Source organism: Sphingomonas sp. NFX23 (assembly GCF_049887795.1).
Classification (GTDB): domain Bacteria; phylum Pseudomonadota; class Alphaproteobacteria; order Sphingomonadales; family Sphingomonadaceae; genus Sphingomonas.
Genome location: NZ_JAGEKH010000001.1, coordinates 62,618 through 77,203, shown reverse-complemented (window position 1 = coordinate 77,203; position 14,586 = coordinate 62,618). Strand labels below are relative to the sequence as shown.

The 14,586-nt window shown below is 65.3% G+C and carries 14 protein-coding genes and 1 tRNA gene; 2 read left to right on the top strand and 13 right to left on the bottom strand.

Translation table 11 applies throughout. The annotated features are described in order from the left end of the window. Positions 1-3 precede the first annotated feature (3 nt). The 7 genes from J4O76_RS00370 to J4O76_RS00340 form a co-directional block, all read right to left on the bottom strand. Complete coding sequence (locus J4O76_RS00370; RefSeq protein WP_426279686.1) at positions 4-1,968, bottom strand: ATP-binding protein; 1,965 nt, start codon at positions 1,966-1,968, stop codon at positions 4-6. Positions 1,969-2,064: 96 nt separating this feature from the next. Next, positions 2,065-3,327, bottom strand: a complete 1,263-nt coding sequence (spt, locus tag J4O76_RS00365; protein ID WP_056066129.1) for a serine palmitoyltransferase — start codon at positions 3,325-3,327, stop codon at positions 2,065-2,067. A 150-nt stretch (positions 3,328-3,477) separates the two neighbouring features. After that, a complete protein-coding gene (locus J4O76_RS00360; RefSeq protein WP_426279685.1) occupies positions 3,478-3,720 on the bottom strand; it encodes an acyl carrier protein in 243 nt (80 codons plus the stop codon). A 58-nt stretch (positions 3,721-3,778) separates the two neighbouring features. Further along, positions 3,779-4,678: an NAD-dependent epimerase/dehydratase family protein gene (locus J4O76_RS00355; RefSeq protein WP_426279684.1), complete on the bottom strand. Its 900-nt coding sequence runs from the start codon at positions 4,676-4,678 to the stop codon at positions 3,779-3,781. Positions 4,679-4,775: 97 nt separating this feature from the next. Beyond that, positions 4,776-5,873, bottom strand: a complete 1,098-nt coding sequence (gene proB, locus J4O76_RS00350; RefSeq protein ID WP_426279683.1) for a glutamate 5-kinase — start codon at positions 5,871-5,873, stop codon at positions 4,776-4,778. A 118-nt stretch (positions 5,874-5,991) separates the two neighbouring features. Then, entirely contained in the window at positions 5,992-7,038 is a 1,047-nt protein-coding gene (gene obgE / locus J4O76_RS00345) for a GTPase ObgE (protein ID WP_056055836.1), read from the bottom strand. Positions 7,039-7,116: 78 nt separating this feature from the next. Continuing rightward, positions 7,117-7,716, bottom strand: coding sequence for a TetR/AcrR family transcriptional regulator (locus tag J4O76_RS00340; protein ID WP_056055838.1), 600 nt, complete (start codon positions 7,714-7,716; stop codon positions 7,117-7,119). A gap of 63 nt (positions 7,717-7,779) precedes the next feature. Here J4O76_RS00340 and J4O76_RS00335 point away from each other — a divergent pair, with 63 nt between their 5' ends. Beyond that, positions 7,780-8,649, top strand: coding sequence for a metal-dependent hydrolase (locus J4O76_RS00335; RefSeq protein WP_426279682.1), 870 nt, complete (start codon positions 7,780-7,782; stop codon positions 8,647-8,649). Positions 8,650-8,932: 283 nt separating this feature from the next. Here the strand turns inward: J4O76_RS00335 and J4O76_RS00330 are convergent, their stop codons facing one another. The 4 genes from J4O76_RS00330 to hspQ form a co-directional block, all read right to left on the bottom strand. Then, positions 8,933-9,478 (bottom strand): GNAT family N-acetyltransferase, encoded by a 546-nt coding sequence (locus J4O76_RS00330; RefSeq protein WP_426279681.1) that lies wholly within the window; start codon positions 9,476-9,478, stop codon positions 8,933-8,935. 174 nt (positions 9,479-9,652) lie between these two features. Beyond that, the gene (gene rpmA / locus J4O76_RS00325; protein WP_132738101.1) at positions 9,653-9,943 is read right to left on the bottom strand and encodes a 50S ribosomal protein L27; all 291 of its coding nucleotides are present in this window, start codon (positions 9,941-9,943) and stop codon (positions 9,653-9,655) included. A 13-nt stretch (positions 9,944-9,956) separates the two neighbouring features. After that, positions 9,957-10,304 (bottom strand): 50S ribosomal protein L21, encoded by a 348-nt coding sequence (gene rplU, locus J4O76_RS00320; RefSeq protein ID WP_107963253.1) that lies wholly within the window; start codon positions 10,302-10,304, stop codon positions 9,957-9,959. 236 nt (positions 10,305-10,540) lie between these two features. Beyond that, entirely contained in the window at positions 10,541-10,936 is a 396-nt protein-coding gene (gene hspQ / locus J4O76_RS00315; protein WP_056065959.1) for a heat shock protein HspQ, read from the bottom strand. A gap of 156 nt (positions 10,937-11,092) precedes the next feature. On the opposite strand from hspQ, the gene J4O76_RS00310 reads away from it, so the two are divergent. Further along, positions 11,093-11,182, top strand: a tRNA-Ser gene (locus tag J4O76_RS00310). 137 nt (positions 11,183-11,319) lie between these two features. On the opposite strand, the gene J4O76_RS00305 is transcribed toward J4O76_RS00310, so the two are convergent. Both J4O76_RS00305 and J4O76_RS00300 read right to left on the bottom strand, forming a co-directional pair. Beyond that, entirely contained in the window at positions 11,320-12,105 is a 786-nt protein-coding gene (locus tag J4O76_RS00305) for a formate/nitrite transporter family protein (RefSeq protein ID WP_426279680.1), read from the bottom strand. A gap of 35 nt (positions 12,106-12,140) precedes the next feature. Next, on the bottom strand, positions 12,141-14,501 hold the full coding sequence (locus J4O76_RS00300; RefSeq protein WP_426279679.1) for an FdhF/YdeP family oxidoreductase: 2,361 nt from the start codon (positions 14,499-14,501) through the stop codon (positions 12,141-12,143). Between the last annotated feature and the right edge of the window lie 85 nt (positions 14,502-14,586).

Sequence of the window (14,586 nt, the reverse complement as noted above, 5' to 3'; positions counted from 1 at the left end):
CGATCATTCCGCGGCGATCGGGTGGTTCGTCTCGCGGCGTTCCGCGGCCATCGCCGTCATGACCGCGCGCTCCAGCCCGTTGAGCGTGAAGGGTTTACGCAGCACCTCGTGTCCGCCGAACTGCGCGACGTTCACTTCGCCGGCAAACCCGGTAACGAACAGCACCGCGACGTGCGGATAGAGTGGCGAGAGCGCGGCGATCATCTCCGGCCCTGTCTGGCGCGGCATCAGCACGTCTGAGATGATCAGCCTGATCCCCGGATTCGCCGCCAGTATCGCAGGGGCGGCAAGCGGATCGTCGCACGCGATCGGGTGATGCCCGATCTCCTCCAGCGCGCCGGTCGTCGCGGCCAGCACGCGCGGATCGTCCTCGACCACCAGGATCTGCAACGTCTCGGGCATCGTCGGTGCGATCGGCTCGACCATCGCGATCGGGACGGTCGGCAGGGGCGTTGCGACGAGCTCGGCCGCGAGCGGGAAATACAGCGTGACGGTCGTCCCTTCGCCCGGTGCGGAAACGATGCCGACCTCGCCGTGCAACTGCTGGACCAGCGCAAAGATCTGGCTGAGCCCGAGCCCGGTGCCCTTGCCGACTTCCTTGGTGGTGAAGAACGGTTCGAACACGCGCTCGGCGACGTCGGGCGCCATTCCGCAGCCATCGTCGCCGACCATGATCGTGACGTAGTCGCCCGCCGCGCACCGCCCGACCTGCTCCGCCGCTAGCGTCGTCATGCCGGTCGCGACGGTCAGCGTGCCGCGCCCGTTCATCGCGTCGCGCGCGTTGACCGCCAGGTTCAGCACTGCGTTCTCCAGCTGGACGCGGTCGGCGCGGACGCATCCGCCCGCCGCATCGTCGCGCACGATGACGGTGATCGCGTCGCCGAGCGTGCGATCGAGCAGGTCGGACATCCCGGAGACCAGCGCGGCGGCGTCGATCGTCTCGGCCTTCAGCGAATCCTCGCGACTGAAGGCGAGCAGCCGGCGGGTCAGCGCCGCCGCGCGATTGGCGCCCTCGGTCGCGCTATCGATATGGCGACGGACGCTGGCCGGATCGCTCGCGAGATTGCGCCGCGCCAGTTCCAGGCCGCCCAAGACCACCGCCAGCATGTTGTTGAAGTCATGCGCGATCCCGCCGGTCAGCTGCCCGACCGCCTCCATCTTCTGGATCTGGCGCAGCTTGGCCTCCTGCACGCGCAGTTCGGCGGTGGCGGCAGCGACCGCGGTGGTCAGCTCGTCGGCGCGCTCGCGTTCCAGCTCCGCATCGGCCAGCGCGGTCGCCCGCTCGCCGACCGCACGGATCGTGAACCAGCCGAGCAGGATCGCGCCCAGCACGATCAGCACGCCGAATATCGCCAGCACCCCTGCGACCCAGCTCGATCGCTCGACCGACCCCAAGGCCGCCGCCGTCCGGTCGTCGAGCAACGCGCGCTCGCGTGCGATCAGCGTGTCGAGCGTCGTGTTGATCTCGATGAGCGTCGGCGCCTTTCGCCCCTGGTAATAGCGTGCGAGCGCCTGGCCGTTCTTGCCGTAGCGCGTGTTGAGCGCCGTCAGCGACAACTCCCGCCCGCGCGCGTCATAGGCGGCACGAAGCCGATCGACTCGCGGCTGCTGCTCGGGATTGTCGTTGGTGATCTGGTCGAGCCGGTCGATCTGCGTCCCCGCGAGCAGCCATTCGTCGAAATAGAGTTGCCCCAATTGCTTGTCGCCGCTGATGACGTACCGCCCGAGCGACGCCTCCGATCGCGCGATCGTCCCGGACAGCGTGCGCGCGAGGATCATCACGTCATAGCTGTGCGCCTGAAGTTCGAGCGCGCGATCGCGCTGGCGATTGGCGTGGCCGAGCGTCACGATCAGCGCAATGAGCACAGCCGCACCGAGCAGGCCCATCACGACCAGCATGGCTATGCGCCATCTCGCCCCGCCCCCCTGGGCCGCAGTTTCGACCTCGTCTTGCGTCACGGCCGGCATCCTAACGCGTCGTTGCCCACACGCAATGACTTGGAACGCCGGTACCGATCGAACATTTCACGGATGTTTCCTCCTCCCCGCGAGAGGAGGAAACCGTCAGCCGATCACGCCGACGGCGCGGCCAGCGGTCTCGAACATGCCCAGGATCGTCGTGATCTGCTCGTCGGTATGTTCCGCGCACAGCGAGCACCGCAGCAGGAATGTCCCCGCGGGCGTTGCGGGCGGACGCGCCATGTTGACGTAGAGACCACCCTCGAGGAGCGACTGCCAGATCGCGATCGCCTGTTCCTGGTCGGTCAGGATCACCGCGATGATCGCCGAATCGGACGTCTCGGTGCCGAGCTTGAAGCCCATCGCCTTCAGCCCGCCGTGTAGCCGCCGCGCGTTCTTCCAGAGCTGAGCGCGCTTGTCGTGCGCGGTCATCAGCTTGCGGATCGAGGTCGCGGCGGTGGCGACCACCGACGGCGGCAGTGAGGCGGTGAAGATGTACGGACGGCAGGCGAACCGCACCATCTCGAACTTCGGGTGGTTCGACACGACGAACCCGCCGACCGTGCCGACCGACTTCGAGAAGGTGCCGACGACGAAGTCGACCTCGTCGGTGAGGCCCATCTCCTCGTACACGCCGCGACCATTGGGGCCGAAGAACCCCATCGAATGCGCCTCGTCGACCAGCACCATGCAGCCATGCTTCTTGGCGACCGCGACCATTTCCTTCAGCGGCGCGATGTCGCCGAGCATCGAATAGACGCCTTCGAGCACCACCAGCTTGCCCGCTTCCTTCGGCAGGCGACCGAGCCGCTTGTCGAGATCGGTGACGTCGTTGTGGCGGAAGCGGACGATCTCGGCATTGCCCTGCTTGCAGCCGTCGTAGATCGACGCGTGGCTGTCGGCGTCGAGGATGACGTATTCGCCCTTGCCGGCGAGCGTCGAGATGATCCCGAGATTGGCCATGTACCCGGTCGAGAACACGATCGCGCCGGTCATGTCGTAGAATTCGCGCAGCGCCTGTTCGACGTCGATATGATCGTGGAACGTGCCGTTGAGCATCCGGCTGCCGTTGGTGCCCGACCCGAACGCGTCGAGCGCGTCCTTGCCCGCCTGGATCACGTCGGGGTCGAACGTCATGCCCATGTAATTGTAGGTGCCGAGCAGGATCGTGTCCTTGCCGCGGATCACCGCCTGCGTCGGCCCCTTCACCTCGTCCATCACGATCGCGAACGGATTGCGCACGCCACTGGCGATCAGCGCCTCGCGTTCGGCGATAAGCGCGTCGAATTTCGACATGAGGTCGCGTTCGGGGGCGACCTCGGGCGCGTCGACGGGGAGGGCGTGGGCGGTGGTGGCGGCTTCGGTCATTCTAATGATTCCATGAGGTTGGAATGTGTATCCCAACCGTTCGTCCCGAGTAGCCGTCGAGCTTGTCGAGATGGCGTATCGAAGGACATGTACCTCGATACGGGCTCTCGGCTACGCTCGATCCCTACTCGGCACGAACGGCAAGGGGGGTCAGGTCTTCAACTTCGCGACCGCGTCGACCAGCTGGCCGACCGTCTCGATCTCGGCCTGCATGTTCATCGTGATGATGATGTCGAACTCGTCCTCGATCGCGGCGACGAAATCCATGACGGTCAGGCTGTCCCACTCCAAGTCGCCCTGGAACGTCGTCGCATCGGTCAGCGGCGCGTTCTTCTTGTTGAACGGCTCGATCTGCGCGGTGACGGTGTCGTAGATCTGCTGGCGGTCGCTCATCGTAATCCTTCCGGGTGTCGGCGCAGTCCTGACAGGGAATTGCGGCGGCTTTTCGGCGCTATAGCAGCCCGGCGGCGCGATACCACGCCGCGGTTTGCGCGAGCGCCTGCGGAGTCGGGACGGACGGCGTCCACAGCGCGGGCGGCGGCGGCTTGTGCGAGACCCAGTCGGGGTGGCAGAAATAGCTCACCCGGTCGCGCGTGAGCTTCGCCTTGCGACGCCGGACGAGCCGGTCGGCGGCGGACGCGAGCTTAAGGAGCCCGCGGGGCGTCGAGAAGACCTTGACCGGCTTGCCAACGGCCACGCCGATCGCGCGCGCAAAGTCGCGGTTGTCCCAGCCGTTCGGCACCCCGTCGTCGGGCTCCATGATCGACGGCGCATCGGCGGTCTCGGCGAGCGCGAGCAGCAGCGCGGTCAGGTCCTCGACATACAGCAGCGAGACGCGCGTGCCAGCCGGAGGCATTGGGACGTAGCCGGACCGTGCCGCCTTGAAGACGTCGAGCAGCTCATGGTCGCGCGGGCCGAAAATCGCGGGCGGGCGGACGATCGTCCAGTCCAGCCCCGACGTCTGCACCCGCGTTTCCGCCTCGGCCTTCGACCAGCCATAGTTCGACAACGTCGGCTCGCGCGCGGCAAGCGAGGAGACATGGACGAAGCGGCGGATGCCGGCCGCCCGCGTCGCCTGTAGGATGCCTTCGGTGCCGGCGACATTGCCCTCGGCAAAGCCCGCGCGGTCGGCCGCGTTGACGACACCGGCGACGTGGATGACCACGTCCGCGCCTTCGACCAAGGTCGCGAGGCTCTTCGGGCGATCGAGTGCGCCTTCGATCCAGGTTACGCCGATGCGCTTGGCCTGCGGTTTCCGGGCGAGCGCACGGACAATGTGCCCGGTCTCGAGCGCGTGATCGATCAGGTGGCTGCCGACGAACCCGGTGCCGCCGGTGATGGCCAGGATCATGACCGCGCTCCCGAGGTAGCATAAGAAGTATGTTCACCCGCGAAGGCGGGTGCCCAGTCTGGGCACCCGCCTTCGCGGGTGAACATTGTTTGGCCGATCATATGAGCGCCAAGTGATTGCGGTGCACCAGCGCGGATCTTGGAGCGTAGCCGAGGATGGCCGCATGATCGTCGCTATGTCGACCAAGCAGGCGCGCGGTATCCGCCGCATCATACTCAGCCAGGCCTCGCGCGACCGTCCCGGCAGGCCCCTCGATCGTCACGAGATCGCCCCGCACGAACCCGCCATCGATTCGAGTAGCGCCAGCGGCGAGCAAACTCCGCCCCCGTCCAAGCGCAGCCGCAGCCCCCGCATCGACATGGATCGCACCCTTCGCGGTCAGCCCCCCCGCCAGCCAGGCCTTCCGTGCAGACGCCGTCCGCTCAGCTGTAAAGATCGTATGACGGGCAGGCGTAGACAGCGGATGCTCGATCCGCCCCGAAGCGATCGCCAGCGGAATACCCGCACCCGTCGCGATCCGCGCGGCCGCGATCTTCGACGCCATCCCACCCGAACCCATCCCAGAGCCCGATCCGTCGTCCGCCATCCCAGCGACCGCATCGATCCGCGGCACGCTGGCGATATGAGTCGCGGACGGATCGGTATGCGGATTGGCGGTATAGAGCCCGTCGACGTCGGACAACAGGATCACGCCCTGCGCACCCGCCGCCTGCGCCACGCGCGCGGCAAGGCGGTCATTGTCGCCGAACCGGATTTCCTCGGTCGCGACGCTGTCGTTCTCGTTGATGACGGGCACTACCTTCAGCGACAACAGCCGGTTGAGCGTCGCCGCGGCGTTGAGATAGCGGCGGCGGTCTTCGAGGTCGTCCAGCGTGACGAGGATCTGCGCCGCGTTAAGCCCCTGCGCGGCGAGGAGTTCGGCCCAGACCTGACTAAGTGCGATCTGGCCGGTCGCCGCGGCGGCCTGCGCGTCCTCGAGACTAGCTCGCCCACCCTTTGGAAGACCCAGCCGGCGCGCACCCAAGGCAATTGCGCCGGACGACACGATCGCAACCTGCTGGCCTTCATCGGTCCGAGCGGCAATGTCAGCGACGAGACCGGTCAGCCACTCCCGCCGAACGCTCCCATCAGGGTCGACAAGTAACGCCGACCCGATCTTCACGATCAGCCGCGCGCAAGACGAAGGCGGAAACATCACTGCTCCCTCTCCCCGCCGGGGAGAGGGCCGGGGTGAGGGGTAGCCAAGCAGTGCTCCACTTGGAACAACCCCTCACCCAACCCTCTCCCCGGAGGGGAGAGGGCTAAGACGGCCCCTAAAGCGGCGACCATGCGACCGGCACTTCGCCTTCTTCCAGTTCCTTCGCTGCGCCCGGCGCAGGCCCGATCGCCTCGATCAGCTGGTCCAGCACCGCCTCGATACCAGCGCCACTAGCCCCCGAAATCGCCATCACCTCGGCACCGCTAGCTTCCGCCAGCTCCGCCGACAGTGCCGCGATCAGCTCAGGATCGAGCATGTCGATCTTGTTCAGCGCGACGATCACCTTCTTGTCGGTGAGCCCCTCGCCGTAATTCTCCAGCTCGTCGCGCACGATCCGGTACGATTCGGCTACGTCACGGTCGTTCGCATCGACCAGATGCAGCAGCACCCGGCACCGCTCGATATGCCCGAGGAACCGGTCGCCGATCCCCGCACCTTCGGCCGCGCCCTGGATCAGCCCCGGAATATCCGCGACCACGAACTCGCGCTGCTTGTGGCGCACCACGCCCAGCTGCGGTCGCGTCGTCGTGAAGGCATATTCGCCGACCTTCGCCTGCGCATTCGTCACCTGGTTGATGAAGGTCGACTTGCCCGCATTCGGCAAGCCCACAAGGCCCGCATCGGCGAGCAGCTTCAGCCGCAGCCAGACCCACGCCTCGCCGAACGGCCAGCCGGTGCCGTGCTGGCGTGGCGTGCGGTTGGTCGACGTCTTGTAGCTCGCATTGCCGCGCCCGCCGTCGCCGCCGCGGAACAGCACTTCGCGCTGGCCGACCTCGGTGAAGTCGATCAGCACCTCTTCCTTGTCCTCCGAAAGCACTTGCGTGCCGAGCGGAACGCGGATCACCAGGTCCTTGCCGCCCGCGCCGGTGCGGTTCGAACCCGATCCGCCCGAGCCGCGGGGCGCGCGGAAATGCTGCGTGTAGCGGAAGTCGATCAGCGTGTTCAGGCCGGCGATGCATTCGAACACGATGTCGCCGCCCTTGCCGCCATTGCCGCCGTCGGGGCCGCCATATTCGATATATTTCTCGCGGCGGAAGCTGACGGCACCGGGGCCGCCCTCACCCGAACGTACGTAGATCTTGGCTTGGTCTAGAAAATGCATCGCCGCCCCATAGCGAAATTGGCGAAAATCTCCACCCTCTGCGATTCGTCTCGCGATTCGAGCCCCGAACGGGTGCGCTTAGCAGCGGGCAGGGGCGGCGGCGTCCTTGCTGGCGAGCAGTGCGTCGAGCGCGAGTTCGCGTGCCTTGCCGACCGGGAGGCCGAGCGCGCGCGCCATCGGTGCCCCCATCAGCGCATCGCCGAGCGCCATCAGCACCAGTGTCAGGGTCTGTTCCTGGATCGGCTGGTCGCCGGGCATGTCGCCCTCCGCCAGTTCGTCGACGAGGTCATGGATCGCGGTCAGGATCGGATCGAGCGCATTGGTATTGCCCGACAGGATCATCCAGCTCGCCAGCGCCCCCGCGCCGCCCTTGCCGAACGCGTCGAAGGTCATCTCGACGACCTCTCGCGGGTCCAACTCGCCCGCCCGCACGCGTAGAACCGCTGCGCCGATGGTGCCGACGATGTCCGCCGCCATCCGCGTGATCAGCGCGGTATGCAGCGCTTCCGCCGAGCCGAAATGGTGGAGCAGATTAGCGTGCGTCCGCCCGACGCGGCCTGCCACAGCCTTCAACGTCACAGCGCTGGGGCCGCTCTCGACAAGCAAGGCTCGCGCAGCCTCGACGGCGGCTTCACGCGATTCGGTGGGGGAGAGTCGCTTGCGCGGTGTTGACGTCACGGACCGGGAAACCTATTTACATCAATGTAAGTAACGAGTGTTCATTCCTGTTTGGAGGTTTCCGTGGCGAAAGCAACCACGCCTGCCGATCTGACGATCACCCCGCGCGACCGCCGCTTCGGCCGCGGTGCCGCGATTCGCCGCTGGTGGCTGAACGACGATCCCATCGCGACCGCGTTCTACAACGCGTTGTCGGTGACGTTCCCGAAGGGCGAGGGCTATTTCGTCGACAGCGTGCGGAAGTTCCGCGAGGGTACGCCGCCGAAACTCCACGCCGAGATCAACGCCTTCATCAAGCAGGAAGTGATCCACACCCGCGAGCACGTCGCGTTCAACCGCCACGTCACCGACCAGGGCTACGACGTCGCGCCGTTGATCGTGGATGTCGACGCGGCGCTGGCGCTGACCAAGGGGCGCCCGGAGATCGCGAGCCTCGCCGCCACCACTGCGCTCGAGCATTTCACCGCGATGCTGGCGCACGAACTGATCGCCAACCCGAAGCACCTCGCGGGTGGCGATCAGCAGGCGGCTGCGCTCTGGTTGTGGCATGCCGCCGAGGAGATCGAGCACAAGGGCGTCGCCTACGACACGTGGCTGCACGCAACGCGGGACTGGCCGCGGTTCACGCGCTGGCGGGTGAAGTCGCTGGTGATGCTGATCACGACATGGCGGTTCTTCACCGGGCGTGCGCGGGGCATGGCGGAACTGCTGCGGCAGGACGGGCTGACCGGGCCTCGCGTCTGGGCGCGAATGGCGTGGTACGCGTTCGGCAACCCGGGAATGGCGCGCAAGATCGCCGGCGTCTGGGCTGCGTATTTCCTGCCGGGCTTCCACCCGTGGAAGCACGACGATCGCGCGCTGATCGGCTTGGCAGAGAGCGAGTATGAGGCGGCGGTGCTGCCGGTTGCGAGGCGGGCGGTAGCGGTGGCCTGAGCCCCGGACTTCAGGCTTCTCCCTACTCTCCTAGTTCTCCCGCGAAGGCGGGAGCCCAGGATACCAAACGACACCGCCTGTGATTCCTGGACCCCCGCCTTCGCGGGGGAACAGTTAGTACAGAGCAACTGCTCGCCTAAACTAAGGCCCCACCCCGGCGAAGGCCAGGGCCCAGTTGGAAAGGTCGCAATAGCGAAGCAATGTCCTTCGTTAGTAACGTCTCCCAACTGGGCCCCGGCCTTCGCCGGGGTGGCGTACCTTTAGGGGGTAGCGAATCTCCGACTCACGCCGCCAAAGGCATCGGCGCACATCGGTCCTCATCCAGATCCAGCTCGAACATCACCGCAGGCGCCTCACCCCCACGCCCCCGCGAAGTCCGCGCTTCGACCCGCCCAGTCGGCCGAAACCCAAGCTTCGCCAGCACACGCCCCGACGCTGGGTTGTCTACGAAATGAAACGCATCCAGCCGCCGCAAGCCCAGCGCATGCCGCGCCATCGCCACCACCGCTTCACCAGCCTCGGTAGCATACCCGCGACCCCAGGCGTCCGGCGCCAGCCAATAGCCCAACTCGTGCCCGGCTTCCGCCGCGCGGATACCGATCCCGCCGACGAGTCGCGGCGTGCCCGCCTCCATCGTCTCGATCATGAAATGGGGGTCATGTGGCCCCCGCGGCTGTGCGAGGAACGCCTCGGCATCGCCTAGCGCATACGGCCAGGGCGCCCGCGCCAGCTTGGCGACCACCGACTCATGGCCGATCGCCCGCGCCAGTGCAGGCGCATCTTCAGGCCAACCCGGCCGCAATGTCAGTCTCTTGGTGCGCGCGAACACGGCTCTCTCCTATCGCGTCATTGGCTGCGCGCATGCCACGTCGGGATGACGGGACCGCGACAGCCGCGTGGAGGGAGCAATAAAAAAGGGAGCCGGGGTGACCCGTCTCCCTTGTTCAGGTTCGCTTTCGCGACCCGGGTCACCCTGGTGGGCAACCCGGATGGTTACCCGATGTTATTCGGCTGCTACCGGCATCTCTGCCGTGTCGTTCGCTGCCAGCTCGACCGAGCAGAACTTGCGCCCGAGTTTGCCTTGGCTGAACACGACGCGGCCATCGACCAGCGCGAACAGCGTATGGTCGGTACCGATGCCGACGTTCGTGCCGGGATAGAACTTCGTCCCGCGCTGACGCACGAGAATGTTGCCGGCGACGCACGCCTGGCCACCGAACTTCTTGACGCCGAGGCGACGACCGGCCGAATCGCGACCGTTGCGCGAAGAGCCGCCTGCTTTCTTATGTGCCATCTGAAGCTACTCCTTATGCCTGAGCGGCCGGGGCGGTGTCGCCCTCGTTGCTCTTTGCAGTCTGGCCGCCGACCGACACGATCTTCAGGATCGTATGCTGCTGGCGATGGCCGTTCTTACGACGATAGTTATGACGACGACGCTTCTTGAAGACGATGACCTTGTCCGCCTTCGCCTGCGCGATGATCTCTGCAGCGACGACGAAGCCCTCGACGGACCGCAGCTCCGAGCCTTCGCCCGCCAGCAGAACGTCACCCAGCGTCACCGACGCACCTGCATCGCCCTCGATCTTCTCGATGACGATCTTATCTCCGGCGGCGACGCGATACTGCTTGCCGCCCGTGCGCACGACTGCGAACATGGCCCTTGTCACTTTCCAAATACGTGTATCCCACGAACGCAGGGTCCGCCGGAAGAAGCCGGGCAGCTAAGCGAGGGGGGGAGGGTTGTCAACCGCGAAGGGGCGGGAAAGGGTAGTTTACCGCGAGGTGCTGCCCATAGGCGAGGCAGAGGATTGTTTCCCCGCGAAGGCGGGGACCCAGTTTGGGCTCCCGCCTTCGCGGGAGAACAAGCTTTTAAAAGCTAAGCGATTCGCCCTTAGTGCCGATGAACCTGCCGCAGCGCGTACCGACCATCCGCATACTCACTGAACAGCCCATCGATCGCCGGATGGTCGACCGGCTCGTCGCTATCGTCCGGCACCAGATTCTGCTGGCTCACATAGGCGACGTAGCTCGACTCCATGTTCTCGGCGAGCAGATGGTAGAACGGCTGGTCCTTGCGCGGACGAATGTCCTCGGGGATCGCCGCATACCATTCGTCGCTGTTCGCAAACACGGGATCCACGTCGAAGATCACCCCGCGAAAATCGAACAGCCGGTGCCGCACGACGTCGCCGATCGAGAAATTCGCATGCGAAACCGGCGGTGCGACCACCTCGGCGGGCACGATCGGGCGGGTGATGTCGTGAGCGATACTGTCGTGTCGGGGCATATCCGCCAATTTAGGGTTTGTTTTGCGCCGCACAAGGAAAACGCGTCGAGCGACGCCCGGAGCGCTCAAAACCCTCTTGCATCGCTGGGGCCCTTTCTTTAGAGGCCGCGCTTCGACCGATCGGAGGCGCTGTTCGCAGAGCTTCGGATGACCTGCGGAGAGGTGGCAGAGTGGTCGAACGTACCGCACTCGAAATGCGGCGTACCCGCGAGGGTACCGTGGGTTCGAATCCCACCCTCTCCGCCATTTACCTGTTCTAGGACGGCCCTGAAAGGGCGTAGTGCCGTGCGATCGCCAGCGGGCGTGCCGTGCAGACTGGCCCGGTCTTTCGAGTGTCGCGGTATTCGGCGTAGTGATCTGCGTGATAAAAGTGATGTTAGTACTCAACCGGTGCGCGCCGACACAGGTAGTGGGCCTACGTCATGCTGGGGACGTCCCGCTGGATCGGTTCGCGCGGCGGCGAGGTACGCGCCGGTGACAAATACGACGCCACCAACGACGTTGCCGACGGTCACCAACAGCAGGTTTCGTGCCGCGCCTACGAGGTCGATCGTGGCTGCCGGAACGAAGAGGCCAAGGCTCAAGGCCGTCATGTTCGCGACGGAATGCTCGAACCCAGCAGTAACGAACGCGAAGAGCGTCCACGACAGCGCCACCATCTTGGCTGTATCGCCCTCGACCCGCACCGCAGTCCAAAGCGCCAGGCACACGAGCCAATTGCAGAGGATGCCCCTGGCAATGAGCGCCATTGCGCTGGCTTCGACCTTGTGCGCGACATAGGCGTGCAGATTTTCCGCACCAGCCGCAAAGATCGCGCCACCGCCGCCTGCAGAGAATATGGCTGCGAGGACCAAGACACCCGCAAGGTTCCCCATCCACACCACTATCATCAGGCGAATTGCATCATTCCAGGAAATGCTGCGTCGTGCGAGGCCGAAGCCCACATACATCACGTAACCCGTGAACAACTCGGCTCCCGCGAATACGGTGAGGATCAGGCCGATGCCGAACACCGCTCCCATCAGCAGCGGCCGGACGCCCGGCGGGACCCCGGCAGCCGCGCTGAGCGACAAGATCATGGCGATGCCGATATAGCTGCCGGCGAGCATGGCGCCGATGAAAAAGCCGACGGGCGAGCGGTTGAGGCCCGCCGCCTTTTCCTTGGCCAACTCGGCGAAATGGACGATGCTGGGCTGATACATGCTCAAAGATCCTTGCTGAGGGTGCGACCCGATACGCCGGCGTGGCCCACTATGCGGTCCGGTTCTTCGGTCCCGGCGGACCGCGTCAGGCGGACAGGCACGGATTTGTAGGACGGTGTCAGGCTTTGCGGATCGCTGTGGTCCAGCGCGATCAGCGGCTGCGTCTCGGGATAATAGGACGCGCAGCATCCGTCGGGCAGGGCATAGCGGACGATCGTGAGATTGCGCACGACCCGGTCAGGTCGGGCATGATCCAGCGCGGTCCAGAGATCGACGACGTCACCCTCGGCGAACCCCAACCGTTCGATGTCGGTCGTGCCCATGAAAAGGATATCGCGACGGCCGAACACCCCGCGATACCTGTCGTCGAGACCATAGATCGTTGTGTTGTACTGATCGTGCGATCGAAGCGTGGTCAGTCGCAGGACGTCGGGTTCCGACACCAGCGCATCTTCCTCCAGTCCGTCGAAGATCAGGAAATTGGCCTTGCCGGTCGTTGTCTTCCACACCCGCATTGCCGCCGAGTTCGGCAGTTGGAACCCACCCGGTGTCCGGATCCGATCGTTGAAGGCCTCGAATTCGGGAAAGACCTTTTCGATGTCCTCCCGGATCAAGGCGTAGTCCCCGGCCAGCGCATCCCAGTCGACCCGTGCTCGCGATCCGACCGTTGCCTTGGCAATCCCGGCGATGATCGCCGGCTCGGAGCGAAGCTGGTCGCCGGCCGGTTTCAGAAACCCGCGCGAGGCATGCACCATCGACATGGAGTCTTCCACCGTCACCGCCTGTGGCCCCGTCGCCTGGAGATCCGCCTCCGTACGACCAAGGCAGGGCAGGATGTAGGTCGCCCGCCCCGTCAGCAGGTGCGTGCGATTGAGTTTGGTCGTTATGTGGACGGACAGTTCGAGGCGCCTGAACGCCTTGAAGCAGGCTTGAGGATCGGATGCCGCCACCGCCAGATTGCCGCCGAGGCAGACGATCGCCTTGGACCGGCCATCCAGCATGGCTTGGATCGCCTCGACGACCGAATGGCCGTGCTGCCGCGGCGGTTCGAAGTCGAAGACGTCGGCCATCCGGTCCAGGAAGGCGGTCGACGGCTTTTCGGTGATGCCGACCGTACGATCGCCTTGCACGTTCGAATGTCCACGAAGCGGACAAATGCCGGCGCCTGCCCGGCCTATATTACCCTTGAGCAGCAGCAGATTAGCGATCTGCTGGACATTTTCCGTACCGGTCCGGTGTTGCGTGATCCCCATGCCGTAGCAGAGAATGGTCGCGTCAGCCTTGGCATAGGCGACGGCGACCATCTCGAGATCGGCGCGACGCAATCCGCTCGCGCGTTCGACCGCTGCCCAGTCTGTCGCCGCGAGATCCGCGGCATACGTCTCGAATCCCGCTGTATGGCCAGCGATGAAGGCGTGATCGAGAACCGGTGCGGTGTCGTTCGCCCGAGCCGCGATATCCATTGCCACCAACGCCTTGCAGACGCCCTTCAGTGCCGCGGCATCACCACCGACCTTCACCTGAAGATATGTCGTCGCGATAGGCGTCGACGAGTATGTCGCCATTTCGATCGGCGATTGCGGTGCCGCGAACCGTTCGAGCGCCCGTTCTTTGAGCGGATTGAAGACCAGAATCGTCGCACCCCTGCGGGACGCATCGCGCAGGGGTGTCATCATCCGCGGATGGTTGGTGCCAGGATTGTGGCCCATCGAGATGATCAGGTCGGCAGCGTCGAAATCCTCGAGCGTGACTGTGGCTTTGCCGATGCCGATCGACTTCGGGAGGCCGACAGACGTCGCCTCGTGACACATGTTCGAGCAGTCGGGGAAGTTGTTCGTACCGTATAGCCGGGCGAACAGCTGGAACAGGAACGCTGCTTCGTTCGATGTCCGTCCCGAGGTATAGAACTCGACTTGGTCCGGATCGCCGACCGCGCTCAGTCCGGCACCGATTTCTGCCAGCGCAGCGTCCCACGATATCGGCAGATAATGGTCGGTCGCGGCATCGTAGCGCATCGGGTGAGTGACGCGGCCCTGATCTTCTAGCCAATGGTCGGACCGCTCCCAGAGTTCGGCGACCGTATGCTCCGCGAAGAAGTCGGGACCGATGCGACGTGCGGTCGACTCCCATGTGACGGCCTTTGCGCCGTTCTCGCAGAATTCGAACGAGGACGTATGCTTGGGGTCGGGCCATGCGCAGCCGGGACAGTCGAAGCCGTTCGGCTGGTTCGCGTTCAGGAGCGTACTGATCCCCTGAACGACGACGTCCTGGTGTCGAAGCGTCTGCGCCAGCGCCCGCACCGATCCCCAGCCGCCGGCCGGCGCATCATATTCTCGGATACCCTCTGGACGGCGTTCGGTCATGGTGCATCCTCTGTTGGAAGATGACCTTGGGCCGATGATGTCGTTCAAGACACTATACGAACGTTTGGGTGGTTAGTGCGGCGCT

Excerpts from the sequence above, each read along its gene's own strand:
- J4O76_RS00300 (WP_426279679.1), bottom strand. The coding sequence starts at position 14,501 with ATGACCGAACGCCGTCCAGAGGGTATCCGAGAATATGATGCGCCGGCC.
- proB (WP_426279683.1), bottom strand. The coding sequence starts at position 5,873 with ATGTTTCCGCCTTCGTCTTGCGCGCGGCTGATCGTGAAGATCGGGTCG.
- J4O76_RS00355 (WP_426279684.1), bottom strand. The coding sequence starts at position 4,678 with ATGATCCTGGCCATCACCGGCGGCACCGGGTTCGTCGGCAGCCACCTG.
- hspQ (WP_056065959.1), bottom strand. The coding sequence starts at position 10,936 with ATGCCCCGACACGACAGTATCGCTCACGACATCACCCGCCCGATCGTG.
- J4O76_RS00360 (WP_426279685.1), bottom strand. The coding sequence starts at position 3,720 with ATGAGCGACCGCCAGCAGATCTACGACACCGTCACCGCGCAGATCGAG.
- J4O76_RS00370 (WP_426279686.1), bottom strand. The coding sequence starts at position 1,968 with ATGCCGGCCGTGACGCAAGACGAGGTCGAAACTGCGGCCCAGGGGGGC.
- rpmA (WP_132738101.1), bottom strand. The coding sequence starts at position 9,943 with ATGGCACATAAGAAAGCAGGCGGCTCTTCGCGCAACGGTCGCGATTCG.
- spt (WP_056066129.1), bottom strand. The coding sequence starts at position 3,327 with ATGACCGAAGCCGCCACCACCGCCCACGCCCTCCCCGTCGACGCGCCC.
- rplU (WP_107963253.1), bottom strand. The coding sequence starts at position 10,304 with ATGTTCGCAGTCGTGCGCACGGGCGGCAAGCAGTATCGCGTCGCCGCC.
- obgE (WP_056055836.1), bottom strand. The coding sequence starts at position 7,038 with ATGCATTTTCTAGACCAAGCCAAGATCTACGTACGTTCGGGTGAGGGC.